The 25034-nt window shown below is 38.6% G+C and carries 25 protein-coding genes; 9 read left to right on the top strand and 16 right to left on the bottom strand.

Annotated features, from left to right (window positions below; translation table 11 throughout):
* The first annotated feature begins 9 nt into the window (after positions 1 to 9).
* Positions 10 to 1218 carry an acyl-CoA dehydrogenase family protein gene (locus tag V7097_RS09485; protein ID WP_335703361.1) on the top strand — a complete coding sequence of 403 codons (1209 nt, stop codon included), beginning with the start codon at positions 10 to 12 and terminating at the stop codon, positions 1216 to 1218.
* 59 nt (positions 1219 to 1277) lie between these two features.
* Here the strand turns inward: V7097_RS09485 and V7097_RS09480 are convergent, their stop codons facing one another.
* Positions 1278 to 1604, bottom strand: a complete 327-nt coding sequence (locus V7097_RS09480) for a DUF3870 domain-containing protein (RefSeq protein WP_335703360.1) — start codon at positions 1602 to 1604, stop codon at positions 1278 to 1280.
* A gap of 154 nt (positions 1605 to 1758) precedes the next feature.
* Here V7097_RS09480 and gucD point away from each other — a divergent pair, with 154 nt between their 5' ends.
* Complete coding sequence (gene gucD, locus V7097_RS09475) at positions 1759 to 3231, top strand: alpha-ketoglutaric semialdehyde dehydrogenase GucD (protein WP_335703359.1); 1473 nt, start codon at positions 1759 to 1761, stop codon at positions 3229 to 3231.
* Between the two features lie 638 nt (positions 3232 to 3869).
* On the opposite strand, the gene V7097_RS09470 is transcribed toward gucD, so the two are convergent.
* The 3 genes from V7097_RS09470 to V7097_RS09460 all read right to left on the bottom strand — a co-directional run bounded on the left by V7097_RS09470 (position 3870) and on the right by V7097_RS09460 (position 6332).
* On the bottom strand, positions 3870 to 4493 hold the full coding sequence (locus V7097_RS09470) for an EcsC family protein (RefSeq protein ID WP_335703358.1): 624 nt from the start codon (positions 4491 to 4493) through the stop codon (positions 3870 to 3872).
* A 557-nt stretch (positions 4494 to 5050) separates the two neighbouring features.
* Complete coding sequence (locus V7097_RS09465) at positions 5051 to 5230, bottom strand: HAD family hydrolase (RefSeq protein ID WP_335703357.1); 180 nt, start codon at positions 5228 to 5230, stop codon at positions 5051 to 5053.
* 763 nt (positions 5231 to 5993) lie between these two features.
* Entirely contained in the window at positions 5994 to 6332 is a 339-nt protein-coding gene (locus tag V7097_RS09460; protein ID WP_335703356.1) for a hypothetical protein, read from the bottom strand.
* Positions 6333 to 6860: 528 nt separating this feature from the next.
* Between V7097_RS09460 and V7097_RS09455 the strand changes: the two genes are divergently transcribed.
* The 4 genes from V7097_RS09455 (at position 6861) to V7097_RS09440 (ending at position 9812) form a co-directional block, all read left to right on the top strand.
* The gene (locus V7097_RS09455) at positions 6861 to 7211 is read left to right on the top strand and encodes a helix-turn-helix domain-containing protein (protein WP_335703355.1); all 351 of its coding nucleotides are present in this window, start codon (positions 6861 to 6863) and stop codon (positions 7209 to 7211) included.
* Positions 7212 to 7331: 120 nt separating this feature from the next.
* The gene (locus V7097_RS09450; protein WP_335703354.1) at positions 7332 to 7835 is read left to right on the top strand and encodes a competence protein ComK; all 504 of its coding nucleotides are present in this window, start codon (positions 7332 to 7334) and stop codon (positions 7833 to 7835) included.
* Between the two features lie 86 nt (positions 7836 to 7921).
* Positions 7922 to 8956: a DnaD domain-containing protein gene (locus tag V7097_RS09445; RefSeq protein WP_335703353.1), complete on the top strand. Its 1035-nt coding sequence runs from the start codon at positions 7922 to 7924 to the stop codon at positions 8954 to 8956.
* Positions 8957 to 9371: 415 nt separating this feature from the next.
* Complete coding sequence (locus V7097_RS09440) at positions 9372 to 9812, top strand: CoxG family protein (RefSeq protein ID WP_335703352.1); 441 nt, start codon at positions 9372 to 9374, stop codon at positions 9810 to 9812.
* 202 nt (positions 9813 to 10014) lie between these two features.
* Here V7097_RS09440 and V7097_RS09435 read toward each other — a convergent pair whose 3' ends face one another.
* Positions 10015 to 11034, bottom strand: coding sequence for an acyltransferase family protein (locus V7097_RS09435; RefSeq protein WP_335703351.1), 1020 nt, complete (start codon positions 11032 to 11034; stop codon positions 10015 to 10017).
* A gap of 376 nt (positions 11035 to 11410) precedes the next feature.
* On the opposite strand from V7097_RS09435, the gene V7097_RS09430 reads away from it, so the two are divergent.
* Positions 11411 to 11602: a hypothetical protein gene (locus V7097_RS09430; RefSeq protein WP_335703350.1), complete on the top strand. Its 192-nt coding sequence runs from the start codon at positions 11411 to 11413 to the stop codon at positions 11600 to 11602.
* A gap of 224 nt (positions 11603 to 11826) precedes the next feature.
* Here V7097_RS09430 and V7097_RS09425 read toward each other — a convergent pair whose 3' ends face one another.
* From V7097_RS09425 to V7097_RS09410, 4 genes are all read right to left on the bottom strand, one after another.
* Positions 11827 to 12135 carry an AtuA-related protein gene (locus tag V7097_RS09425; protein WP_335703349.1) on the bottom strand — a complete coding sequence of 103 codons (309 nt, stop codon included), beginning with the start codon at positions 12133 to 12135 and terminating at the stop codon, positions 11827 to 11829.
* Entirely contained in the window at positions 12116 to 13453 is a 1338-nt protein-coding gene (locus tag V7097_RS09420; protein WP_335703348.1) for an acyclic terpene utilization AtuA family protein, read from the bottom strand. Before V7097_RS09420 ends, V7097_RS09425 begins: the two co-directional genes overlap by 20 nt.
* A 10-nt stretch (positions 13454 to 13463) precedes the next feature.
* Entirely contained in the window at positions 13464 to 14762 is a 1299-nt protein-coding gene (locus tag V7097_RS09415; protein WP_335703347.1) for a CitMHS family transporter, read from the bottom strand.
* A gap of 378 nt (positions 14763 to 15140) precedes the next feature.
* Entirely contained in the window at positions 15141 to 16565 is a 1425-nt protein-coding gene (locus V7097_RS09410; protein ID WP_335703415.1) for a sigma-54 interaction domain-containing protein, read from the bottom strand.
* A 398-nt stretch (positions 16566 to 16963) separates the two neighbouring features.
* Here V7097_RS09410 and V7097_RS09405 point away from each other — a divergent pair, with 398 nt between their 5' ends.
* Positions 16964 to 17842: a M15 family metallopeptidase gene (locus V7097_RS09405; RefSeq protein WP_335703414.1), complete on the top strand. Its 879-nt coding sequence runs from the start codon at positions 16964 to 16966 to the stop codon at positions 17840 to 17842.
* Between the two features lie 127 nt (positions 17843 to 17969).
* On the opposite strand, the gene V7097_RS09400 is transcribed toward V7097_RS09405, so the two are convergent.
* The 7 genes from V7097_RS09400 to V7097_RS09370 all read right to left on the bottom strand — a co-directional run bounded on the left by V7097_RS09400 (position 17970) and on the right by V7097_RS09370 (position 23750).
* Positions 17970 to 18494, bottom strand: coding sequence for a type 1 glutamine amidotransferase domain-containing protein (locus tag V7097_RS09400; RefSeq protein ID WP_335703346.1), 525 nt, complete (start codon positions 18492 to 18494; stop codon positions 17970 to 17972).
* Between the two features lie 171 nt (positions 18495 to 18665).
* On the bottom strand, positions 18666 to 19643 hold the full coding sequence (locus tag V7097_RS09395) for a helix-hairpin-helix domain-containing protein (RefSeq protein WP_335703345.1): 978 nt from the start codon (positions 19641 to 19643) through the stop codon (positions 18666 to 18668).
* A 7-nt stretch (positions 19644 to 19650) separates the two neighbouring features.
* The gene (locus tag V7097_RS09390; protein WP_335703344.1) at positions 19651 to 20382 is read right to left on the bottom strand and encodes a hypothetical protein; all 732 of its coding nucleotides are present in this window, start codon (positions 20380 to 20382) and stop codon (positions 19651 to 19653) included.
* Between the two features lie 71 nt (positions 20383 to 20453).
* Positions 20454 to 20666, bottom strand: a complete 213-nt coding sequence (locus V7097_RS09385; RefSeq protein WP_335703343.1) for a DUF2997 domain-containing protein — start codon at positions 20664 to 20666, stop codon at positions 20454 to 20456.
* Positions 20667 to 20678: 12 nt separating this feature from the next.
* On the bottom strand, positions 20679 to 22361 hold the full coding sequence (locus V7097_RS09380) for an AAA family ATPase (protein ID WP_335703342.1): 1683 nt from the start codon (positions 22359 to 22361) through the stop codon (positions 20679 to 20681).
* A 24-nt stretch (positions 22362 to 22385) separates the two neighbouring features.
* A complete protein-coding gene (locus V7097_RS09375) occupies positions 22386 to 23105 on the bottom strand; it encodes a ComEA family DNA-binding protein (RefSeq protein WP_335703341.1) in 720 nt (239 codons plus the stop codon).
* 54 nt (positions 23106 to 23159) lie between these two features.
* Entirely contained in the window at positions 23160 to 23750 is a 591-nt protein-coding gene (locus V7097_RS09370) for a 4Fe-4S single cluster domain-containing protein (protein WP_335703413.1), read from the bottom strand.
* 417 nt (positions 23751 to 24167) lie between these two features.
* Here V7097_RS09370 and V7097_RS09365 point away from each other — a divergent pair, with 417 nt between their 5' ends.
* Positions 24168 to 24707 (top strand): GNAT family N-acetyltransferase, encoded by a 540-nt coding sequence (locus tag V7097_RS09365; protein WP_335703340.1) that lies wholly within the window; start codon positions 24168 to 24170, stop codon positions 24705 to 24707.
* Positions 24708 to 25034 lie beyond the last annotated feature (327 nt).

The following is a 25034-nucleotide window of genomic DNA, read 5'->3' as shown; positions in this document are numbered from 1 at the left end:
ATGAATCTAATGAACTTTGAATTTTCAGAAGAACAAATAATGTTGAGACAAACGGTAAGGAATTTTACAGACAAAGAGATTATGCCCTATATTGCAGAATGGGACCGTCAAGGATATTTTGATCCTTCTATATTTACTAAACTGGCTAATTTAGGACTAATGGGGGTATGTATTCCAGAAGAATACGGTGGTAGTGGAATGGACTACAATTCACTCGCAATTGTTTGTGAGGAATTGGAAAGAGGAGATACAGCCTTTCGTACAGCAGTTTCTGTTCACACCGGACTTAATAGTATGACGATTTTACAATGGGGTACAGAAGAACAAAAGAAGAAATATCTTACTCCAATGGCCCAAGGAACAAAAATAGGCGCATTTGGTCTAACTGAACCATCAGCTGGATCCGATGTTGCAGCTTTACAGTCTACTGCTGTAAAAAATGGCGATTATTATGTATTAAACGGTTCGAAAACTTGGATTTCCTTATGTGATGTGGCTGATTACTTCATTGTTTTTGCTTATACAGGCGATAAATCTGAAAGACATAAAGGTATTTCCGCATTTATAGTGGATCGTTCTTGGGAGGGCTTCTCATCGAAAGCGATTAAAGGAAAACTTGGAATTCGAGCAGGAAACACAGGAGAATTATTCTTTGAAAATGTAAAAGTACCTAAGGAAAACCTACTTGGCGAAGAAGGGGACGGTTTTAAAATAGCCATGTCTGCTTTAGATAATGGACGTTTTACAGTTGCTGCTGGAGCAGTTGGACAAATTATGGCTTGCTTAGAGGCTAGTGTGAAGTACTGTCACGAACGAGAAACGTTTGGAAAACCAATTGGCAAACATCAGCTCGTCCAGCAAATGATTGCAAAAATGGAGGCGGGATTACAAATGAGCCGCCTACTTGTATACCGTGCAGGTGAGTTAAAAAACCAGGGTAAACGAAACACACGTGAAACCTCTTTGGCAAAATGGCAAGCATGTGATTTTGCGAATCAAGCTGCTGATGATGCTGTGCAAGTACATGGTGCTTATGGATTTTCAGATGAATATCCTGTTGAAAGATACCTGCGTAATTCTAAAGCCCCTGTAATATATGAAGGAACCCGTGAGATTCATACGATTATGCAAGCTGAGTATGTTCTCGGCTATCGTGAAGACAAAAAGTTAAACAAAATGTTACCAGCCTGGAATGAGGAATTGGTAAGTCAGTATTAATTTTTTTCATCCAAAATGGCCTCACCTTAAATTTTAGATGAGGCCTTCCTTTGGGATATTTATTCTTCTAAGTCTTTAAGACTACTATAGTTCTCGTAATGTTTATATAAATCATTTAAAGCAGATGCCAGTGCCGCACCAGCTTTTCCTAAATAATATTTTTTTAATTTTTCAACAGGTTCATTAATGCCGTCCCGTAAACTATGTCCACGTAACAATTGTTGAATAAATTCTCTACCATGCTCAGTTGCTAATGTACAATTTGCTGTTACGATTACACCATATTTTTTATCAATTTCAGCTGTTATGGTTAACGTTTCATAAACACTTTTTGCAGCCATTCCAGATGGCAGACGTGCGTGACCCGCAATAAAAATAGTATTCATTGTTCCCTCCCATAGTTTTATATTTTGATCAAAATATGTTTTCCTGAAATTTACAGTGTTAAAAAATTATTGACGCATTTAATCGTTTGATAGTGCAATATTACCCTATAAGATAAATAAAGTACAACAGAATATTCTGAAAGGATTTGAGTATATGAGTACAGATGTTGTAACAATGATTCCAATCTATAAAAATTATATTTATGGTTCCTGGGTTAGCAGTGCCAAAAATAAAACCGTTGAAAGTGTCAATCCCGCGAATATCAATGAAATCGTAGGCTATGTTCAACAATCTTCAATTGAAGATCTCGATAATGCCGTTGAAGCTGCTAAAGATGCTTTGCTTTCGTGGAAAAAATTAGCTGGCTCTACTCGCGGAGATTACCTCTATAATGTTGCAAATCTTATTGAATCTCGTGTGGACGATATCGCAAAAACGATGACGATGGAAATGGGAAAAACATACCCAGAGGCTAGAAGTGAAACATTACGTGGAGTAGCTATTCTTCGTTATTACGCAGGAGAAGGATTACGTAAAATTGGCGATGTCATTCCGTCTTCAGACGCAGATGGTTTAATGTTTACAACACGTGCTCCACTTGGTGTTGTTGGTGTTATTACTCCTTGGAATTTTCCCGTTGCCATTCCAATTTGGAAAATGGCACCTGCTCTTATTTATGGGAACACAGTTGTCTTTAAGCCCGCGCAAGAAACGGCTGTGACTGCAGCGAAAATCATTGAATGCTTTCACGAAGCCGGTTTCCCTGATGGTGTAGTAAATATGGTAACTGGTTCCGGAAGTGTAATTGGGCAGGGCATTGTCGATCATCCCAATGTTAATGGAGTCACATTCACTGGGTCAGATAAGGTTGGAAAACAGGTTGGACTCGGTGCATTCAAACGTGGTGCCAAGTACCAGCTTGAACTGGGCGGAAAAAACCCTGCTATTGTTCTTGATGATGCTGATCTCCATCAAGCCGTAGAAGCAACAATTAGTGGTGGACTACGAACAACAGGACAAAAATGTACTGCAACAAGTCGCGTGATTGTCCAGGAGGGGATTTATGAAGAATTTAAAAACGAGCTGATCAATAAAATTAAAGAAATAAAAATTGGTGATGGTTTAAATGAAGAAACATGGCTTGGGCCTTGTTCAAGTGAAAGCCAGTTTCGTACAGTTCTTTCATTTATTGAAAAGGGTGTTGCAGAAGGTGCTTCATTAATTTATGGGGGAAAAAAAGCGGAAGGTAATAACTTAGAAGATGGATTCTTTATTGTACCGACAGTCTTTGATAATGTAACAAACGATATGACAATTGCTCAGGAAGAAATTTTTGGACCTGTTTTAGCCCTAATTAAGGTCAAAACAGCGGAAGAGGCAATAGCTACAGCAAATGATTCAAAATTTGGACTAAGCGCTTCAATTTTCACGAAAAACATTGGGAACATTCTTCCTTTTATTAATGACATTGAGGCTGGTCTAGTTCGTGTAAATGCTGAATCAACTGGAGCCGAACCGCAAGCACCATTTGGTGGGATGAAACAATCAAGCTCTCATTCCCGTGAACAAGGTCAAGCTGCAATTGAATTCTTTACATCTATCAAAACCGTATTTATTAAAAATTAAAAAACCTTCTTCATCCTAAGATTAATTGGGGCTATTCATTGTGGGACATGGGATAGGCTCGCCATCCATATGTCAGAATGCCAATTAAATAGTATAACAGCTAAAATCAAAAACCTTTTTTCTCAAAACTAGTTCTTCACTTCACACGGAACTTTCCTTCTTGGCATTTACCACAATAGTGAGTGAAACCAAAAAAATCAAAAGTAGCTGCTTTTCCAGTCCTTTTCGTCTTGTATCGTTTTTTCGCAAACCTGCCGAAGGCAATAATTTTACTTTTATCTTCAGCTATTTCTAGATTAAAGTTTTTCAACCTTAGCTTTAAAGAATGTTACTTTTAGCCCTCCAAGACTCGCTACGAGTGAGTGGCTAGTTCTTTCTCGACGGGAATCCCACCCGCTATATGTTACGACCTTGCTCGGCCGCACAAACAAACGATTGATTGAATCGAAAAATAGTTGGTATCACTGGTCTAGACCGTTAATAAAACGTTTGTTTGAAATCAACGATTTCAAAAATAGCCCGATTAGTACACATTGCTACTAATCGGGCTATTGGTATTCTATTATAACAAGTTCGTTTCAACTATGAAACTATATTTCTCTTTCTTTGGGACGAGGGACCTGTCCCTCTGTCCCTACTTAAACAAAAACCTTCTTAGCTGTCTTTCCGATGGTATTAGTTCCTATACCGTCAACAGCTCCACCAATAACTCCACCAACAAGGGGCACTGCTTTTCCTAAATTTACAATTCCCTTTTGTCCAAATTTCGTTACAAGTCTAAATCCAACTGCTTTATTTATTGCTTTAATTACTTCTCCAGGTATTTTTTTTATTGCTTCTTTAGCAAGAGCCGTGCCAAATTTTACACCTGCCTGTTTTAGAATATCAGTGGCAGCTTGTCCAGTTAAGCATACAAATACAAACGTTTTAACTTGGTCATCTTTTAAATCATAACCCCTCATATGAGCTATCGTAGCAATCATCCTAATTTGCACATACATAACTGAAGCAACATTTGCCGGGATAGCTACTGGCAACGTAATGAGTCCGCCTAATCCAGTTAGAAAACCACTTGTTGCTCCTTTAGCATTTTGCCAACGGATTAAACTATCAATAGCCTTCTCGACGGATGAATTCTTCCTTAAATAGCTATCTGCCAACTCCGCTGCGGTTTCAGTTCCTGGTAAACCATTAACTGCCTTTTCATATGCCCAATCTAATACTTGTGTCATTTTACTTTCTGTTAAAGAGTTTGTTGCCAAGATAATCTCCCCTAAAATGAAATCGATACACCTTTTGAATAATAGGTAATTTGCACTATAATTTTACCATAAGAGTAAGTATTCCAATACTATTAACATACTAATCCAGCAATTTACCAAAAATTAAAGTGATAAGTCTTACCCCCATTATGCGAGTTATTGATCTAAGCTTAGGATGAAACCTCTTCACATGATTTATTCAATACGGAATTTGTAGCTGCCCGAAAAGCGACTAATTAATTATTCAAAAATACTAAATACACACCTTTCACCGCTATAACAGCAGTTCAAATTCACTCATTAAACCATTCAAACAATCGTTTGTTTAAAATTTCAAATCCTTGTAGCTGTTGTCTTAAAGCACCAATCAAACGTTTGTTTGAAATAAAATTTCGCGATTGGTAAAGGTGAAGGTAAAAAAATAATACCCAAACATTTATCCTTACAGTTCTGGAGTGGGACACGGGACCTGTCCCTACGCAAATAATTCTAATAACTCCTTGGCACTTTGTACTTCTTTATCTGGATTATAGGCAGCATTAGTCGGTAAATCTTTCTTACGATGATTCATCCCAGATCGCTTGCCAGCCTGCTTCTTTTGCTCCGATAATATCTTTTTCAAAATTATCCCCGATATACACGGTTTTGGTTTGATCAAGGTCCATTTTCTGTTCAATAAAATCAAATACTTCTCTTTTCGGTTTTGCATGACCAATCGTACCAGAAATAAACGTCATCTATAAGACTAGCCTTGTCACATTCGAACAAAAGATAAATGAAGAAGTAACCTTATAAGATTTTACCGCGAAGGCCTGTCTCCCCCTACTTCATGTTATGTGTAGTTAATTTGGATTTTGGGGACATGGCAATCGGTATGTCAAAATTTAAAATTGGGACGATGGACCTCTTGGCCACTGTCCCAATTTTCATTCTGATGGAAAAATAGGGGAACAATGGAACAAGCCCCATGAGGAAAATTGTCAATTTAAAAATAAAAATGTCGAACTTCAGCAGCAGTCGAGTATAACAGCTACATTCACATGCCCCTCTTCTTCACAAAATTAAATCAAACAAACGATTGATTGAATCAAAAGTTTCATGCTACCACTAGCCTAAACCCTTAAACAAACGTTTGTTTGAAATCGCCATTTTCGAAAATCATCCAATTAGTACAGATGGCCTTTCTCCCGACAAAAAGTGCAACTAAATTATCTAAAACATTACATTTGAATCTCATAAACTTTAATACGGCAAAACATTATCACATGGGGTTGGCACCAAGATCAGTATTGGGAAAGAATAAAATAAAAACGACTTCAATCAATAAAAGTCGTTCTTTGCTTGATCACTATATATTTTCTGTTTATTTCCTTTTGTGGCTTTCCCTTGTTGTTTTCACTATTGAAATCAGTAGTTCCCATAAGAACTTTTTTATTTCTTCTTCGTTCTCTTTGTACCATTTCTTGAAAAACTCTAAAATAAAGTGCAGAACAGCTTTAATCATTTCTTGTTCCACCACTTTTCATTAATCATATTTGATGCTAATTTTCTCATGGTCTTACTTTTATTGTTGCTTGCTATATTTTTAAGTAACTCAATGGCAACTTCTTGGTCTGACAATCTAGCATTTTTCTCTATCAAATCACTAGCAACCTGTGATAATTCTTCAACATCTACTTGAATTTCACTTTTCACTTGTTCTTGCAAAGAATTAACATTGTTCAATTGCATTAACTCATTGTTGCTTTTTACAGTGGTTAATGTTAATGCTGATATTTTATTATTAAAATTTTGTTCTAGCTCTTTAAAAACTGAGTCATCTTGTGTTTTGTTTGGCATAATATCTCCCCACTATTCCTGAAAAAACGTATTTAGTCTTATTTTACTATTGAACTATTCTACTAAACAACTATATAGTTTTGACTTGTTTTTCTGTGATTTGCTGAAAGAAAATTCCCCTTTAGAAACTACCTGTTCAACTTTATGAACATTAACCCCTGTTATTCCTTTACTTAATTTATTCGAGACGGAGGCGGGCTGATGAGACAAGGAAAAGATAAACATCAAAGCCCTCCAAGATATTAATTTACTCATTTGTCAGTACTTTCTTCCTACTTAAGTCGGCTGTCCAATACAGTTCCCGCTACGCTTTTAAAAACTTATCGCTTTAATAATGAAAGAAAAAAGCGTTAAACGCAATCATGGGCGAGAAACTTGTCCCTCCATCTCTAAACAACAGAAATTTACTTTAACTCCAAAAAAATTTCCATAAATCAAAACTATGAGTTTGGTTTTTCTGCGACTTAAACAGTTGGCTTGTTTCAATTTTATATTTTCTAGGATTTACTAATCCTAGGGGTGATTTTTATGATAGATAAGGCAATTGGTCAAAGTATTCGAAGGTTACGTAAAAGTAGAAAATTGACTCAAGTAGGATTAGCAGAGTTACTAGACATAACACCAGAATACTTAAGTGAGGTTGAACGGGGCGAAAGCTTACCTTCTGTCAATTTGCTACAGAGCATTTGGGTTAAACTTAATTCAAATCCTGGAGAACTTTTTGGCGATTACGATTTAATTAGCCACCTTAACAATCCCGAGTTAATGCTTAAACTTGATGAAATACATCAAGACATCCCTAAGAAATTCCATGAAGATATACTAATAATGAATAGAAGAATGGTAAAACTTATTAATTCTGATCCTAAAAAGAAATAAGACATGCAAAAGTTTACCACTCTTTCTCCACTATTAATCCACGACTTTTATTGACCGATTACCCTGTTTCAGCAGTCAAAATCCCCCGCAACACCACCACAAAAAAAAGGAGAAAACCACATGAAAAACATTCAACTCACTTATGAAGTGAACCCCCAAACAATGGCAATCCTTCCTGCAAGGGAAATCGAATACTCAGCGATTGTCAAAGAGGAGTACAAAATCATCTACGTCCGACAAACACCACTCCAAATAATCAAAGCCTCATGCCTAGAAGGCGGCGCAACTTACGAAGGCAGACGCAAGGCTGTCACCCATCTGATAGGTGCGATTCAAAAGGTACCTATTCCAATCAATCCCCGAAGAAATATCTTCGCGTTTCCCACTCACTCACCTACCGCGTTTGAGTGCAACTGGATATTCTACCACCATATAAAAACAATCGTACCATCCCAACAAACAAGCAATACAACCCAATCCATTATCCAATTCAAAAATAACCAAGAACTACCCATGACCGAATCTCATTATCTACTTCAAAAGCAACACACACGTACTGGCATGTGCATCTTACAATTTGCAATGCAAGAAAAAATGCAAACGTATACATTACTAGGTATGTAACCAGGTGGGACAGTGGACCTGTCCCCTCGACCCAAACACAAAATAAACGTGGAAACCTCTGTCCCACAAAAAGGATGATTACTAACATGAATGGAAATTTATTAATTGAGGAAAGTCCTCTACTTATTATCCCCTCTCTTGCTACATTGATTGGTTTAAATGAGAGCATTATCTTGCAGCAAATTCACTATTGGCTAAAACGAACGAATAATTTTCGTTTGGACCGTAAATGGGTGTATTTCACCTATGACCATCTTGCTAAGCAGATCCCATTCCTCTCGAAAAGCACCATTCGTAGAGCAATCTCAAATTTAGAAAACGATGGTCTACTATCCTCTGACCACTTCAACAAGCTAAAAATGGATAAGACAAAATGGTACACGATCAATTATGAAAATCTCGAAAACCTGAAAGTGAACGAAATTGAGTGTGTGGACCTTGATCTTACTCCTACAGAAACAAAATTACCTCCATCTATCCAAAATGAACAGACGATGTGTTCAAATCAGGCAGATGATCTGCTCAATATGGACAGCCCATGTGTTCAAAATGAGCAGTCGAGCTGTTCAAATTGGGCAGAGGATGTGTTCAACTTGAACAGACCAATACCAGAGAGTACTTCAGAGATTACTACAAAGAATACTACAGAGACTACTTCTTCTTCTTCAAAACCTTCAGGCAAAAAAGAAGACAAAGAAAATCCGTTCAATTTTTTTGAACAAAATGGATTTGGTTCAATCAGTAGCTATATCTCGGAAAAGATACAAGCCTGGAGTAATGATCTATCAGACGAGCTAATCATTGAAGCCATGAAGCTAGCAATAGAAAATGCCTCAAAGCGCTGGAGCTATGTCGAGGCAATCCTAAGAGATTGGGTGGATAAAGGCTATCAAACTCTGGATGATGTACAAGCTGCACGCCTTGCCTATAAACAACAAAAGAAGCACCCATTTACGAAAAAGCCAATCAGGCAGGAATGCATTCCAGATTGGTTTCATGAGCGTGAGCAAAACCATGAAGCTACACATGACCCTACCTTTGAAGATAAAAAGAGACTATTTGAGGAGCGGATGAAGAAGTACACGGAAAGAGATTGTGATAAAGGTATGTTGGGGCAATGAACCTGTCCCTCTGTCCCTAAATTCTATTCAAGAATACTAAATAAACACCCTTCACCACTATACCAGCGGTTCTGATAACCTCAAAAAGTCATCCAATCAAGCGTTTGTGTGAATTTGAAAAACCTTGTTACTGTAACGTTATACTGCAAATCAAACGTTTGTTTGAAATAAAATTTTGGGGATTAGTACAGATGAAAGTAAATGAACGTACCCTAATATTCATTATCCAATAACACTCGGAGTGGGACGAGGACTTATGTCTCGAACCTGACACTCTGTCCCTACAATTGCTCAATGTATCTCGACCGGGATCAGACCCCAGAATAAGTGATGTAAGTTTATATCTTTTATGTAATAATAGTAGTTTGCAGAAATGCAAATTTACAATTCATACATAGTGAAAGTGGGAATCATCATGGCAATAGGAACACATATAGTGGAAATTCCAGTAGATGTACAAGCAGTTTGGGATTATGTCAGTGATCTTGAAAAATGGGCAACGACAGTACCAGCCTATAAAGAACATGAAATAATAAATGACAAGCAATCTATTTGGACATTTGAAGGTAGTGTGAAGGGGATTAAAAAAACAATACAAGCGCAGGTAGATATTACCGAATGGATTGAACCTTCAACTATTAAGTTTGAACTAAAAGGTTTATCAGATAATTTTACAGGCAGCGGTCACTTTACTGCAGAAGATGTTAATGGTAAAACAATGATGACTTGTACCGTGGAAGTCCATGCAGGCGGATTATCGGGTGCGATGTTAACACCAATTATTAAATGGGCTGTTCCAAAAGTAGCAACTCGTTTAACAGAATCGATCGCACGTAAAATTGCAGTATTCGCATAGTTTTCAAAGATTGAAAGTCGCTTCATAAGCAGCTTTTATCATAAATTCTATATCATACGTTTTTCTAAGTCCCCTTCATACTAGACTGACTGATGTGCTATCCTTTTCTGTCTAGTATGAGAGGATCATCTTAAAAATGGCAGCTCTTTTAAAGTCGAATTACGCATTATTTCACTCGTGATTTTCGGATTGTTGTGTAAATCTATGATACATACGCTGTTTTTCTGTTCATATAACGCTGGAGTAGATGGGTCCTCAATTCGATTATCGGTTGTGCGAGTGTAATGATCGGTTTTGATGCTAAAATCAATGTTACAATCGCTGCCAGGACTAATAATACAAAATAGTTTCCAGATTCATTCACTAAGTTATAAAACGGTGAAAACTGGAACAATTTCACGATAGATCCATGTAATAAGTATACATAAAGCGTTCTCGCCCCTAGATGGGTTAAGAACATTTTCCTTCTCGGAACGATAGCCATGAAACAGAATGTAGCAAGAGCCATCAGTCCGTACATCAATAGACGGATGAACCACGCTTGCCCTAATTCAACACCCATTTTTTCATAAGAGGATGACGCGAGCAGCCAATCTTTCGCTTCCTGCGGGAAAATGGAAAAATAACTTACAAACATACCCACTAATATCATCCCCGCTGCAATTCGTATTTCAGGTCGCAGGATTTTCGAAAAGTGTTCTTTTCTCAACAGGTAGCCGCCAAGGAATGCCGGGAAGAATACAAAGGTTCTCGATAGACTGAAATAGGTTCCGATATCTTGGATATAACCTACAAAAACACCGATTGTCAATGCTACAATCATCATGATCGCTGGGTGCTTCATCTTAATGATTAGAAGAAGCAGGAGATTCCAGAGCACCATGCTCAATAAGAACCAAAGAGTCCAGTATGGGTCGAAAATAGTGAAGGTTTCTGTTCCGTTCCAGATTCTAAGAATGACGAAATTAATAAGCTGGAAAATGAAATAAGGAATCAATAAGTTTCTGAAAATCTTTTTTAAATAGCCCTTCTTCATAATTCCCTTTGAGAAGAATCCGCCTATAAGAATGAAGGCAGGCATATGGAAGGTGTAGATAAAGTTGTAAACTGTAGATAAAGATTCACTATCTTCTTTGTGTGGGCTTATGAAGTGTCCAAATACAACTAGAAAGATTAGAATGAATTTAGCATTGTCAAAATAGGATTCACGTTTCTTACTCACGATACGGGCCTCCTAGTTGCAAAATATTTTTCTAAAATACATACAAAAAAGAAGTATGCTGATAAACTATCATACACCTTAAATTGTAAAACTAATCGGATGTCATAGAAATTATTCGGAGTTGTTATTTGTTTTTGAAGATACGTAAATCAGTTGTAATAGATGAGAAAGCAATGTAAAAAACAAAGAGTTCATCATATTGAAATAAGACGCAGGTGAAACTGCATATTTATCGAACAAACTGGATTAACTGGGGCTTGCAGCTAACACATGAACAATATATCCTAAATAAAAAAAGGCGCACAGCAGCACACTGTAACGACTTCACAAAAATGGACAATAACACTATTGCACAGAAGAAGGAGAGCTACACCAATTGGAAAGATTTGAACTTCAACGTTTCCTATATAAAGATGGGAAGCTATTTGAAAGACCTTTAGTATATGGCGATCAGTGGGAAGAGGTAAAAGAAAAGGCCACCTTTAACGAAATAGAGTTTACAAAAGAAGAATTAATAAAAATACTTAAAGCTTTTGGGGATTGTTACCTAGAGCAAGGCCCTAGTTAGTAAATTAACAACAAAACTTTCACGCCGAGAAATACAGGAAAGCGGTTAAAGCACTGGTATGAATGCAATCCGACGTTATTGAAAACGATAATTTGAATATCTGTTTACTAGATTTCCCTTCAATTCTTGAAATTCTTTTTTCGAAAATGCGTTCCATAAAGATATAGCTTTGATAAATGATGTCCTGAAGAAAAAAATGGGGAACGGTTGAACCGCCCCCCTTGTCACCCAATCTCCATTTCTAGCAAAGCATAGCTTAAGCTTTTTCCATGGGTATCCATACTTATTGAAGTAGTGACTCCTCCAAGCAATGCTTGATGACAAACAAACTGAAGTGCTGATATATTTGGAACTTGATAACGGATAATGTCACCATCGACAACGTCTTTTAAATGTTCTTTTACTTTTTCAGCGGTTACTTTTTCACATAACAGATCGTAATCTTTTTCATCATATGGAATGAGAGAGAGAATGAGCGTATTTCCTTTATCTCCTGCACGGCTATGGGCTAGTTCATATAATTTTTTCTTCATTTTTCAAACTCTCCCTTATGGTGACAGACGCTTTTATATTTTTTCGTGGCATTAAAATAGAGACAATCCCAACCACCTCATTCGTGTATTTACGTGCTCCTCCCCCACCTGCGGGACCATTCGTGTACAATGCTTCTACCTCTTCTCCAATCCTTTCCGCCTTTTCCATCGTTTCTGCTTTACCTGCTATACGAAGCCGAACCTCATACGGTTCTTCAAACGATCCGAAGGTTGTTCGATGAACAGATGAACAACCAATATAATCCATTCGAAGCTGTGAGAATTCTTCCTTTAACCGTTCATGTAGAACTTCTCCTGCGAGTTCTGCCCTCTTTATGGCATTGGCTCCCGCATAGGAAATCTCTCCTTCACCAAGGAAACCAGCATGGTAACCTACACTTACTTTCAATGAACTTGGTTTGGCCTTCCCCTTACAGCCAGAAACTTTAATACTGTTTGTTGCAATCTCCTCAAGCCGAACCGTTGTAAAATCGGCAATGACATCGGGAGTGATGTATTCATTCGGATTGGTTACTTCATACAAAAGCTGCTCTTTGGCGGTCGCCAATGAGATCCTTCCTCCAGTCGCTTCAATCTTACTGATGACGGCAGTACCATCTGATGCCACATCTGCAAATGGAAAACCTAAATGAGCAAAGTCCGGTACATCCTTTTTCCCTGGGTCGGCAAAATAGCCCCCACAAATTTGCCCTCCACATTCCAACAAATGTCCCACTACTGTCCCTTGTGAGATTCGATTCACATCATCTAATGACCATCCAAAATGATGGACCATTGGCGCAACGAATAACGACGGATCCGCAACACGACCAGTAATAATGATATCCGCACCTGTCTCTAATGCTGGTAAAATGGCTTCTACTCCAAGGTAGGCATTGGCTGAAATTAATGTCCCATAAGAAGACAATGGGGTATGAGCCTCTAAAGTCTTTTCATGCAATTGAATCTGTGAAAGGACATCATCTCCAGTTACAGCCGCCACTTTTACGTGAATACCTAGATTTTTAGCCATTTCTACCACTTTTTCAGCAGCTCCTACTGGATTAGCTGCCCCCATATTGGTAATTAATCTTACCTTGTTTTTACTAATGACAGGTAAAAGTAATTCCAATCTCTTTTCTAATAACGGGTCGTAGCCCACTAATGGATTATTTAGCTTTCGCTTTTGCGCCAATGCAATCGTGCGTTCTGCAAGACATTCCAATACTAAATAATCTAGATTTCCTTTTTCGGCTAAGAGTACAGCTGGTTCTAATCGGTCTCCTGAAAATCCTGCTCCTGACCCAATTCTAATCATTTCTGTCACCTCAAATTGATATAGCTCCTGTAATTAATGCAATAATGGTCATCACAATTGTTGTTCCAAATGCCCATTTAAAAATAAACTTTTGATGATCACCTAAATTGACCCCAGTCATTCCTACAAGAATAAAGGTAGATGCTGTTAGAGGACTTAATGGAAATCCTGTCGTCATTTGGCCAAGGATTGCTGCACGCCCAATTTCAATTGGGTCAATTCCAAAATTCACAGCTGTTTCAGAGATGATTGGCAGTACGCCAAAGTAATATGAATCTGGAGTAAACACAAAGCTAAGCGGCATACTTGTGAGCGCTACCAATAAAGGTAAAAAGCCAGCGGTATGATCAGGAATAACTGAAACTAAAGAAGTTGCCATAGCGTCGACCATCTTTGTCCCAGTTAAAATCCCTGTAAAAATACCTGCGGCAAAGATCATCGAAGACACCAATACAACATTGCCTGCATGACTGGATAGTCTTTCTTGTTGCTCTTCTACATTTGGATAGTTAACAAGCAATGCAATCACAAATGCTACGATAAATAAAACTGGCATCGGCAACCATGACATGACTAGTCCAACGAGAAGCAAAATGGTTAGCAACAAATTAAACCAAAAAAGATAATTTCTTCTTCCTTCAAGGGCAACCGCATGTTCGTTCAAGAATTCTTTATGCTCCCCTTTTAAATCGATAATCCCCAGTCTTTCACGCTCTTTTTTCCCAAGCCAAAATGCTGAAAACAATACCCAGATGATCCCTGCAAACATGGCGGGCAGGACGGGATTAAATAATTGAGTTGAATCTGCTTCTAGTACGCTCATCGCTCTCGCTGTTGGGCCTCCCCACGGTGCAATATTCATGACACCTGCACCTAATGCAACTACACCTGATAAAACAAGAGGGTTCATTCTGAGTTTCTTATAAATTGGTAGGAACGCTGAAATCGTTATCATAAATGTTGATGCACCATCTCCATCCAATGCAACTAGCATCGTAACAATGGCTGTTCCGACTACAATCTTCAGCGGATCTCCTTTCACGATTTTAATCATTCCTGAAATCATCGGATTAAATAACCCCGCGTCCATCATTAATCCAAAGTATAATACCGCAAAAGCGACCATGATCCCTGTTGGTGCAACCTTTTGAACACCTTCAAGCATCATCGGTCCTAGTTCTGTGCCAAATCCACCGATAAGCCCAAAAACAACTGGTACAAGAACAAGGGAAACAATCACTGAAAGCCTCTTTGTCATAATTAAAAATAGAAAAGTCCCAATCGTTAAATATCCTAATAATGTTAACATTTAATCCCCCCAGATTCCTTTTGTTCACTTCCCCTTTGTTACCTTTATCAATCAAAAAATCTTCTTGCTTTTTTTCCCCTCCTTTTTCTTTTAAACTTTTAGTCTTACAACCTTAACGATGCAAGACGCGTGCCAAAAGCATCTTTTGAAAGGGTAAAGGTTGATCCATTCTGCAAAAAACCTGATGATTCAAGCCTTTCTGGCAGAATTTAAAAAAGAAAGTGTTATTCCTTTTCGATAATCTATCGTCAAATTAATTACACAATTTTCTAATTATTTAGAACAAAAAAAGGGAGTTCACTCATAAAAATACTGCTACTACAATGAGTTCTCTACATTTCTAACATTTTAGAAATATCAAGTTCCTATTCTAAATATTTAGAAATCTATATTATAACGCTTCATCTTGTTATATAAGGTAGCCAATGAAACCCCTAATGCATTAGCTGCCTTTTTCTTTTCTTCTACGCCAGCCCCAAATCTTTTTATAGTTTCTTGAATGAATCTCATTTCGGCTTCTTCCATGGCTTCTCGTAAAGTTTTATTTGCGCCATTTTCATTCGAATCCTTAAGGTCGATACGGTTTTTTGTAATGATATTAGGCAGATGCTCCATTTTGATTTCTGTTCCCTCGACCATACAAGAGGCATAATCAATCATATTTTTTAATTCGCGGACATTGCCTGGCCATTCATAGGTTTGTATAAACCTTAAGGTATTCCTGTCGATTGTATAGTCAGAAGGCAAATGATCTAACGACAAATTCATGATCGATGAATGTAGGAATGAATCCACCAATTCAGGTATATCTTCCTTTCTTTCACGTAGTGGGGGAATTTGTAGTCTGATGACATTCAGCCGATAAAATAAATCCTCACGAAAGCGGTTCTTTTTAACAAGTTGCTGCAAATCACGGTGGGTTGCAGCGATAATTCTTACATCTATACTCCGTTCATTTGTTTCTCCGACTCTGCGAATCTTTCTTTCTTGTAAAACCCTTAACAACTTAGCCTGAAGATCATATGACATATCCCCGATTTCATCCAGGAATATCGTTCCCTTGTTCGCCATTTCAAATAGGCCGATTTTTCCTCCCTTTCTTGCATTTGTAAAAGCACCTTCCCCATAACCAAATAATTCGCTTTCCAATAGGGAAGATGGAATCGCAGCACAATTGACAGGGACAAACGGTCGATTTTTTCGTCGGCTTTCATTATGTATTGCTTGAGCAAACAGCTCTTTTCCCGTCCCACTTTCACCTGTAATTAGAATCGCTAAATCTGATTCGGCAACTCTTTCAGCCACATACACTACATCCTTAAGGCCCCTATTTTTGCCGATGATTTGCTTAAACGTATAGTTTGCTTTATGAAGAGAATTCATCTTCTCTTGAAGCTGATTTAATTTCTCCCCTTTTTGTTTTAATTCTTGGGTTAGCTTATGTACTTCGGTCAGGCTCTTACAAACAGATACCGCACCGATGACTTGATCATTTACAATAATCGGTGCCATATCTACAATATATTCTCGATTCCCTGTTTTCCGATAAACTCCTACCCTACCTTTTCGTTCGACTATTGTTTCAGGTAATTGGGCACCAGGACGAGATTCTCTTAACGGCTTTCCGATCATATCAGGAGTGGTCCCTGTAATTTTTAAATACTCTGGGTTAACCAGTCGAACAATTCCCTCATGATCAATGACAAGGACACCATCATTTATAGAGTGAACAATTGCCTTCCACCTTTTGATCTGCTCCTCGAGGGTAAGATTCGTTGCCCCAAGGTTTGAAAATTCTAACATCACTTTATCCCATCCTTTCTAATCCTAATATCTCGTTACTACTAATTAGTAGATGCTCTACTTGCAATCCTCACCATTCTCATTTTAGAAATAGCGCTCAAATTTCCGTGTTTTTCATTGTTTTGTATCCCTATTTTACCAAAGGAGACGGATTACGGATATTACTGGGGAACCTCTGCGTGATTTCGAACAGATTTGTGCGCAAGATACTCCGTGAGGCTGATTGGATAAAAATACGCAAAATATAGATTAAATAATCTGAGTTTCTACTATAGTAACGAATATAATAAAAATGTAAGATAATCATACAGTCGATACTAAAAGCTCACATGTCTTTTGTAAGAAAAGAAATACCGAAGCTTCAGATGCAAGTAAAGGTGGCGAAAAAATTGCAACGGATGAAAAAGTGGATATTGCTGGCGGTCTTGATCACGCTCATTGCTGTTGTTTTTGTGGTTTCTAATCCATTCCTTCAGCAACATGGAGAAACACAGTCTGAATTAAAAATCGTTGCCAATATGATTAAAAGAGAGCCTCCAGTAAAGAAAATCAAAACTATCGATATTAACGAGAAGCAGATTTTTCAAGGAGACTTGCTATTAGTCAACAATACCTTTCCGATTAAACAAATTAGTATAAAAGAAGATATTGTACCATTATCTACAATAGCGGAAATGGGGAAACAATTCGGGACAAGCATTGATTCTATTTCTCTATCAAAGGAAGCTGGACTTGAATTCTCAAAGATGATGGAGGCTGCGAAAAAGGATGGGTTAGTTCACTTTTCTGTGAATAGTGGGTTTCGTGACTTTGAACAACAAGCAAAGCTCTATAAAGAGATGGGACCTAGTTACGCTTTGCCACCGGGGTATAGTGAACATAATCTAGGCTTATCAATTGATGTTGGTTCGATATTGATGAAAATGGAAAGTGCACCTGAAGGAAAATGGATGGAAGAAAACGCTTGGAAATACGGGTTTATTCTACGGTATCCAAAGGACAAAACAGACATTACCGGAATTGAATATGAGCCTTGGCACTTTCGCTATGTGGGTTTGCCCCATAGTGTGCTTATGAGGGAAAAGAATTTCGTGTTGGAGGAATACATAGATTATCTAAAAAAGGAAAAGACCGTGATGACAACTGTTGACGAAAAAGACTACTACATCTCCTACCACCCTGTTTCAGAAACACTTGAAATCGTAGAACCAATCTTTTCTCAATATGAGATTTCTGGGAATAACCTAGATGGGGTCATTGTGACAAGATATCAGTAGAGATTCCGAAGGGGCTCGGTAAAACGAGCCGAGCAAAAAAATGGTGCCAGTAAAATTACAGGCACCTCAAAAGGACATATCTCCTTAATTACTTTAATACTTACAAACTTTATCTGTACACTCATTATTATTTTTGTGCTAAAACATTAATAAATTCCCTCATGTAATCTGGTAGGTCTGGTGGACGGCGGCTTGAAATAAGATGTCCATCGGTCACAACAGGTTCGTCATACCAAACCGCACCTGCATTTTCCATGTCATCCTTAATTCCTGGAGTACTCGTAACTTTTTTCCCTTCCAAAATCTTAGCTGAGATCAATACCCAGCCTGCATGACAAATCTGTCCGATTGGCTTTTCGGCATCGTTCATTTGCTGAAGCATAGATAATACTTCAGGAAACCTACGAATTTTATCTGGTGCCCATCCTCCCGGTACTAAAATGGCATCATAATCCTCTGCTTTTATATCACCATACGCAAATTCGGAAACGGCAGGGACACCGTACTTCCCTATATATTTCTGCTTCGCTTCTTCACCAACAAGATCAACAATAGCACCTTCTTCTCTAAGCCTCAAAACCGGGTACCATAGTTCAAGATCTTCAAAGTCGTGATGAATAAGACCGATAATTTTTTTTCCCTTTAAACGCATTACATAACCATCCTTTCATTAGCAGTTTATTAATAGTAACATTTCCTAAAGTGTTCTTAAACAACTGTTTACTTGAATATTCGTTCGTATGTCATTTTGCTTGATAGAATCGAGTATCTTAATGTAGGAAGGAGGTTAACCTCGTCAGTATAATTGCCATTATCCCCGGAATCAAAAATCAATCACCCGTCCCCTCCCCACAACATTTGAACGCAATGGTTGTAAAGTAGTGGATTTACGAATTTGTTCGAATTGGTGGGGCTGCAGGTTCATGACTTTTCTTACTTCATGAAAATGAGTAAACCCGGTTCTCTTGGTTCTTTCCTCGATAAACTTTTCGGCTACTTTCAAATCAATCCCTGGGAGAGATAATAAATCCTCAACAGTAGCGGTGTTAAGATCCAACGTTCCCTCCTGTGGACGGACAAAACCTACATTTTCATTTTCCACTTCAGTCGTTTCGGTCGTGGTCATTCCAGGAAGTGGCGGAGGGGTCATAGGCGCAGACGTCTGCTGCCCGAAATCACTTAAACTATGTAAAAACCGCCATTGTTCCATCCCTTGCTTCCACCCATACGTAACCTCAGCTTTCACCTGACCACTGCTAATCATTTCTTTTACCATTCCAGTGGAATAGGGCCCGTATTGCTCTCCTTCAATGGCTAACATCCATTTTTCACTATTTGGCTCATCCACAGGCAAGGATGGGGGATTCGCCTCGCGCTTTTCTCCTGTTTGATTTGAAAGTTCAACAAAATACGACTGAAGATGTTTCAACAGGGCAATTAATTCCTCCTGTTTTATACCACTTACAGCAAAATTCACGACAAGGGAAGAACTCACATCGACCTCATATTTCCCATGTGCAACAATTTCTGCATTGACAAAATCATCCCATGAAAGATACCCTTTTCTGACAGTTGCTGTCCAATCCTGGTTCACATATAGTCCATTCTTGCAGACGGCAAATCCGTACTTACAAGAGCCAAAGACGGTACCATCCAAAACCGCAAGCACTTCATCTTCAGGTGGGATTGGAAATTCAGATATCATCCTATTTAACTTTTTCTGTGAAATTGCCTCACCGACATACCAGGCCCTAGAAACATAGGCATCACAAATACTCAATAAGTCCTTAACTAAGCTCACCCAATGATCACCTCTGGATATTTAACGTTACGACAATAGAGTGGTCTTCTAGCACCTGTTCCTGCTCAATCTTCAATCCTTTCTCTTCCACCTTCTGCAGTAAATGCTGGTAAACCTCATTTTGAATATACCTTTTATATTCATCATCTACTACTGAAAGATGACGAAAGACTGTCTGCATGTTCACCTCTGATGAAAGCTCCACTACAATCATACTATCTGGACTTCCCTGCTTAAAGGTCATGTTCGCACCCGCCAAATCACACCTTATTTGTCCATTCTCTAACTCAATCGGCTGTATTCCATTATCGAGTAGCACTTGTTTTAATAACGACTTGTCGCGAAAATTGGTTGGAAAAGTTAGATTTAGCGGCTTTTGGATCGTGGAAGTCTCAACTTCTCCTCCAAAAATATTACGTCCAGAACGTACATCAATATTTTTCATAAATTCCTTAATCCTACTTGGCGGATCATAAGAAGAAAAAATCGCATACCACGCACCATCTCTGAACTCCCAGAAGAAAAATTCCTTTTCACCCCGAAAATGGGTTTTAATCATCCCACCCCATTTTTCCGCATCGTAGCCACATTTCTTGACGGTCACAATTAGATCCCGCTCACTAGTAAAATTTGCTTTTTTTAGAATTTCATTTGATTTTACAAAATCATTAAAACCTTCTTTTCCCATCACTACCCTCATCGCGAGGGCGACAGGAATCAACGTTAAGGATACCGACATCGGAAAATTCCTCCCTGTAAAAGTAAAAATCAGGGAGCCATCTCTCTTGGACAGCTCCTTGATTTCAATGATCATTTATTCTCCAACTTATTATGCTGCGTTTGTTGAATACGAACCTGTTCTGTTTCATAAAATTCCTCTGTATAAGTAGATTCCACCGTTTCAGCACGAAGAAGTTCTTCAATCAATTGAATATAATTCGTACATTTTTCGCCCTTAATCCCCTTGGTCTCCGCTTCAATTCGGCCATCAGGGAAAATCCGCACTTGAATTTTCTGTTCCAAATTGGTACCTCCCTAAAAGTCAATTGTTCGTCCGCCTCGGTTAAACCGAACATCATCTTGAGTATGTTCAGGTGCTTTGTCCCCACCATCAGTTGCAGCTAACACAGGAACACCGATATAGTTTTCACGGTCCTCTTTAGGAGTTGCGGCTACCGCACGAACATTTGCCCAATCACGAATGGCTCGAATATGCTCTGCTTGGGTCACGGACAATGGAACTGTGTTTTCAATCGCCCTCTCAAAATCCTTTAGTATAATCGAGCGATCATCTGCAAAAGCTTCGAAAAGGGCATCAATGACAAGCTGTTCAATTTCCGCTCCCACAAAACCTTCACATTTTATCGCCAAGCTCTCTAACACTTCATCATTTAATTCAAAAGTTCCAATGACATCAGGGTTTATTAAGCGTTTCTTCATATGGACCTTTAAAATTTCCTTCCGTTCACGCAATGTCGGGAGATCAGCGAAAAAGATTTCATCAAATCGGCCTTTTCGCATTAGTTCAGGAGGAAGGCTAGAAATATTATTGGCGGTCGCAATCACAAAGACCGGACTCGTTTTTTCTTGCATCCAGGTCAAAAATTGCCCAAAAATGCGTGACGATGTCCCACTATCTCCTGCACTCGTGATGCCGCTAAATCCTTTTTCAATCTCATCGATCCATAGAATCGACGGAGAAATCGCTTCTGCCGTTTTAATGGCCTTTCGCATATTTTCTTCACTGCTGCCAACAATCCCGCTAAAAATACTTCCCATATCTAATCGTAACAGCGGAAGCTGCCACATAGAGCTAATTGATTTACTAATTAAACTTTTACCACACCCTGGCACACCAGTAATAAGGACCCCTTTTGGTGCAGGAAGACCATACTTTCTTGCTGAGTCCAACCAGGATTTATTTCGTTTGGATAGCCAGCGTTTAAGATTTTCTAATCCGCCAACGTCTTCCATCCTTACTTCACTTGTGATAAATTCCAAGATTCCTGACTTTTTAATGATTTGTTCTTTTTCTTCTAAAATAACCTCTAGATCATCAATAGCCAGATTTCCATCTTCGACCATTGCCCGCGCAAACGCATTTTCCGCTTCCGAAAGTGTTAAGCCTAGTGCAGCTTTTGCTAAGCGTTCCTTCTCTTCATCCGTTAAGGAAATTTGAATTCTGCCACTTTGTTCATTGACATAAATCATCTCATCAAGAACTTTCATGATCTCCTCAAACGTTGGCAGCTCAAAATCCACGATTGTGATATCTTTTTGTAAATCTTCGGGTAGTAATAAAAATGGAGAAGTAAAAATGACATTGATGGGGTGAACGCTACGCTTGATAGAATTTAGCATATCTCTTAATTTTCGAATCACTTGAAAATCCGCAAGTTTTCCCTGACCGCCAAAGTACACATGAAAATCCTGTAAAACCACAATGCATGGCCGATCATATTTTTCAATAAATTCCAATGCTTTTAATGGCGCCTTTGTATCACTTTTTGCTTGACCATTCCCATCAACGACTCCCGTTGTCACTCTCCAGGTTAATACTTCTCTTGTTGTTTTGATCAACGCCACATCATGTGCGACGGAACGAATGAGCGATAAGACCCGATCCTCTTCCCACGTTTGGATATATAAATAAGGAAAACGTGCTTTTAATAAATTGGCTAATATCTCTTTTGTTTTCGATTGATTTCTAGTTTTCACTACAGTGACCTGCCTTTACTTTTGTTAGAAATCCACGCGCCTTCCCGATTGATATGGAAGTGCGGATTTTTCTGTTTGGGAAAATTCCACACGGTGTTTGATTTTTTCAGCGGTATGCTGCTTGATGCCGATTGTTTGTACAAATTGTTCAAACGATTGGTATCCCCCGATCTCTTGACGCACTGCGACGATTCGTTTCGCTAAAATAAGGCCAATCGCAGGAATCGATGCAATTTCCTCTTTGGTTGCTGTGTTGAGATCCATTTTTTCAACTTCAGGGATTGGGGGTGTTTTTGTATCTGGCTCAATCTTTGGAGCCGTTTTTGGTTCTGCTTCTTTGTCTGCAGTTTGTTTCACTCGCTGCTCCGATTGGAATTCCTTCCTCTTCGCCAATCGCCTTTTTGCCTCTTCACGAATCTTTTCATTCTTTTCATGTTCCATCTCTTTTATGACCTCTAATTGAATTAAAAAGACAGAACGGATTCGGATGACATGGACAATAGCTATTATCCATGAGGAAATGGCAACCAAAGCCCCTATACCACTATCCGTATTTGTCATTGCAAAAATAAAAGCCCCAAGGTAAATAAGCGCATATAATATCCACTTTACATTTCGTACCCTAAAGCCCACATAGAAAAAGGAAAAAAAGGTCAATACTCCAAAAGGCGCGAGCACGAATATCATCCACCAACTTTGGAGCCATTCCCAGCCTTTTCCTCGGTTTGCGTGACTCTTAAACACCTTTCCCACCTCCTTATTTTCAGGATAAAATTTCACTTTTGATTCCTACATCCCTCACTGTTCTACCTTCGTTCCTATGAATCCAAGCTGATAAAGCATCTGCAAATCGAGAGGCTCTGCCATTCCATTTGCTGAAATCGTACCATTCGGATGGATTCGAATTTCTAGCTTATTGCTTATCGTTTGTAAATATTGTTCAAGATGTTGATAGAAATCGCTTAAAAACCGATATTGCTGATTTTTAGATCCAATCCAAGGCCGGCTGAGATCATGCTGACTTTGAATATACGGTCCATCGATTAATAAATCCGTTTGCTCCAATAGAGCGTTCCAAACCGGATTATTAGCGTTCTTTATTTTTTCATACTCATAACCTGTAAATGTCACAATGGATAGACCCAATTCTTTCACACGACTTGCGAGGATGCTAAGAGGATGGGCTTGGCTAAAAGGCTCTCCCCCTAAAAAGGTAACCCCTTCAAGTTCTGGATTTTTCTTCAATACACCTTCGATATCATGGAAAATTTCCTCAATCGTCATGATAGTTCCGCCATCAAAAGACCAGGTGTTTGGATTAAAACAACCTTCGCAGTGAATCGGGCATCCTTGTACCCAGATACAGTAACGCACCCCAGGACCTTCCACCTTCGTTTCCTTCACAATTCTCGATATACGGATGGAGGACACAACATCACCACATTTCTATACATTCTCATAATCTTCCAACTATATTTTAATATAGATTACACATGATTGACAGTCATTCCGGCTTAATAGGATAATAGGCCCAGGCCCTAAGTGCACTCTAAAACAGACGAAGGATTGCAAAGGGGAAAGCATCATACTTGTAAATGAAAATGAACGTACCTCAAATTGACCAAAATCGTGGAATAAATCGTTGTACAAGTGAGGGGAATTTGAAATAATTGTTAGGATAGGAATGTAAAGACATACAACTATGAATCTTGTTAAGAAGAAAGGTAATTACTAATGTATTAGTTATGCCGTACCGCTTCTTGAAGCTCCATTAGTTGAACAGTGATATGGAGGTATCGACTTATTATGCAGTCAATCGAGATACAAATGTTACCTTGTAACGAGAGTACAAATATAGTGGAAATGGAGCACATTGCGAACATAGTTAACCGTGTATATGCGGCATCTGAGGGAAGTCTTTGGATACCTGGTGCTTTCCGTACGACAGCAGCGGAAGTGGCAGAGTTAACGAACAGCGGTGAGATTGCCGTAGCTCAATCAATGGGGCAAATTGTTGGTTGTGTCCGTGTTCGACAGGTTGACAAAGAAACGGGAGAATTCGGAATGCTAGCTGTGGATGATAAATACCAAGGGACTGGCGTTGGACGAGAGCTAATCCGCTTTGCTGAACAGAAGTGTCAAAAAGAACAATTTCGTAAAATGCAACTTGAATTGTTAGTACCTCAGGAAGGTTCTCACCCAGACAAAGTAATCTTGGGAAACTGGTATTCTCGTATCGGCTATCAACCGATTCATACAGAAACCATAGATGCTTCGTTCCCAAGGTTGGCGGAGATGCTGGCTATCCCTTGCAATTTCATCGTTTTTCAAAAAGAATTAAGATAGCAGCAAGATACTCTATATAAGGTCTCGCCAACGATTTGACGAATGGAAAACTAGAACTAGCAATTCAAGTTGGTAGAATCGGAAGATTTGGCGGAAGAATACGGAAAAACCAACCAAGAATTCCTATAGTCTTTGTCTTATTTCGCACAGAACGCGAAAAAAGTTGAATACTTCGTTAATGTTAAAAGTTTCAAGTGCGATGATGGTCAATTTGTCAAAGGTGACGTAATTCACGATGACACAACTGGAATCCAAAATTGCTATTAATAAAATACTATCCAGAATTGGTGAATCATCATTAACCATTATGTATTTACATATTTTTTT

It is taken from the genome of Bacillus sp. JJ1562, assembly GCF_036962705.1.
Taxonomy (GTDB): Bacteria; Bacillota; Bacilli; order Bacillales; family Bacillaceae_L; genus Ferdinandcohnia.
The sequence above is the reverse complement of the archived record's forward strand: the minus strand, read 5'-3'. Positions and strand labels throughout refer to the sequence as shown.

Coding starts and splice junctions, on each gene's coding strand:
- V7097_RS09415 (WP_335703347.1), bottom strand. CDS start 14,762: ATGTTAACATTATTAGGATATTTAACGATTGGGACTTTTCTATTTTTA.
- V7097_RS09450 (WP_335703354.1), top strand. CDS start 7,332: ATGAAAAACATTCAACTCACTTATGAAGTGAACCCCCAAACAATGGCA.
- V7097_RS09465 (WP_335703357.1), bottom strand. CDS start 5,230: ATGACGTTTATTTCTGGTACGATTGGTCATGCAAAACCGAAAAGAGAA.
- V7097_RS09445 (WP_335703353.1), top strand. CDS start 7,922: ATGAATGGAAATTTATTAATTGAGGAAAGTCCTCTACTTATTATCCCC.
- V7097_RS09440 (WP_335703352.1), top strand. CDS start 9,372: ATGGCAATAGGAACACATATAGTGGAAATTCCAGTAGATGTACAAGCA.
- V7097_RS09485 (WP_335703361.1), top strand. CDS start 10: ATGAACTTTGAATTTTCAGAAGAACAAATAATGTTGAGACAAACGGTA.
- gucD (WP_335703359.1), top strand. CDS start 1,759: ATGAGTACAGATGTTGTAACAATGATTCCAATCTATAAAAATTATATT.
- V7097_RS09420 (WP_335703348.1), bottom strand. CDS start 13,453: ATGATTAGAATTGGGTCAGGAGCAGGATTTTCAGGAGACCGATTAGAA.
- V7097_RS09405 (WP_335703414.1), top strand. CDS start 16,964: ATGAAAAAGTGGATATTGCTGGCGGTCTTGATCACGCTCATTGCTGTT.
- V7097_RS09400 (WP_335703346.1), bottom strand. CDS start 18,494: ATGCGTTTAAAGGGAAAAAAAATTATCGGTCTTATTCATCACGACTTT.
- V7097_RS09410 (WP_335703415.1), bottom strand. CDS start 16,565: ATGTTAGAATTTTCAAACCTTGGGGCAACGAATCTTACCCTCGAGGAG.
- V7097_RS09365 (WP_335703340.1), top strand. CDS start 24,168: ATGCAGTCAATCGAGATACAAATGTTACCTTGTAACGAGAGTACAAAT.
- V7097_RS09460 (WP_335703356.1), bottom strand. CDS start 6,332: ATGCCAAACAAAACACAAGATGACTCAGTTTTTAAAGAGCTAGAACAA.
- V7097_RS09425 (WP_335703349.1), bottom strand. CDS start 12,135: ATGAAGAAAAAATTATATGAACTAGCCCATAGCCGTGCAGGAGATAAA.
- V7097_RS09390 (WP_335703344.1), bottom strand. CDS start 20,382: ATGTCGGTATCCTTAACGTTGATTCCTGTCGCCCTCGCGATGAGGGTA.
- V7097_RS09480 (WP_335703360.1), bottom strand. CDS start 1,604: ATGAATACTATTTTTATTGCGGGTCACGCACGTCTGCCATCTGGAATG.
- V7097_RS09455 (WP_335703355.1), top strand. CDS start 6,861: ATGATAGATAAGGCAATTGGTCAAAGTATTCGAAGGTTACGTAAAAGT.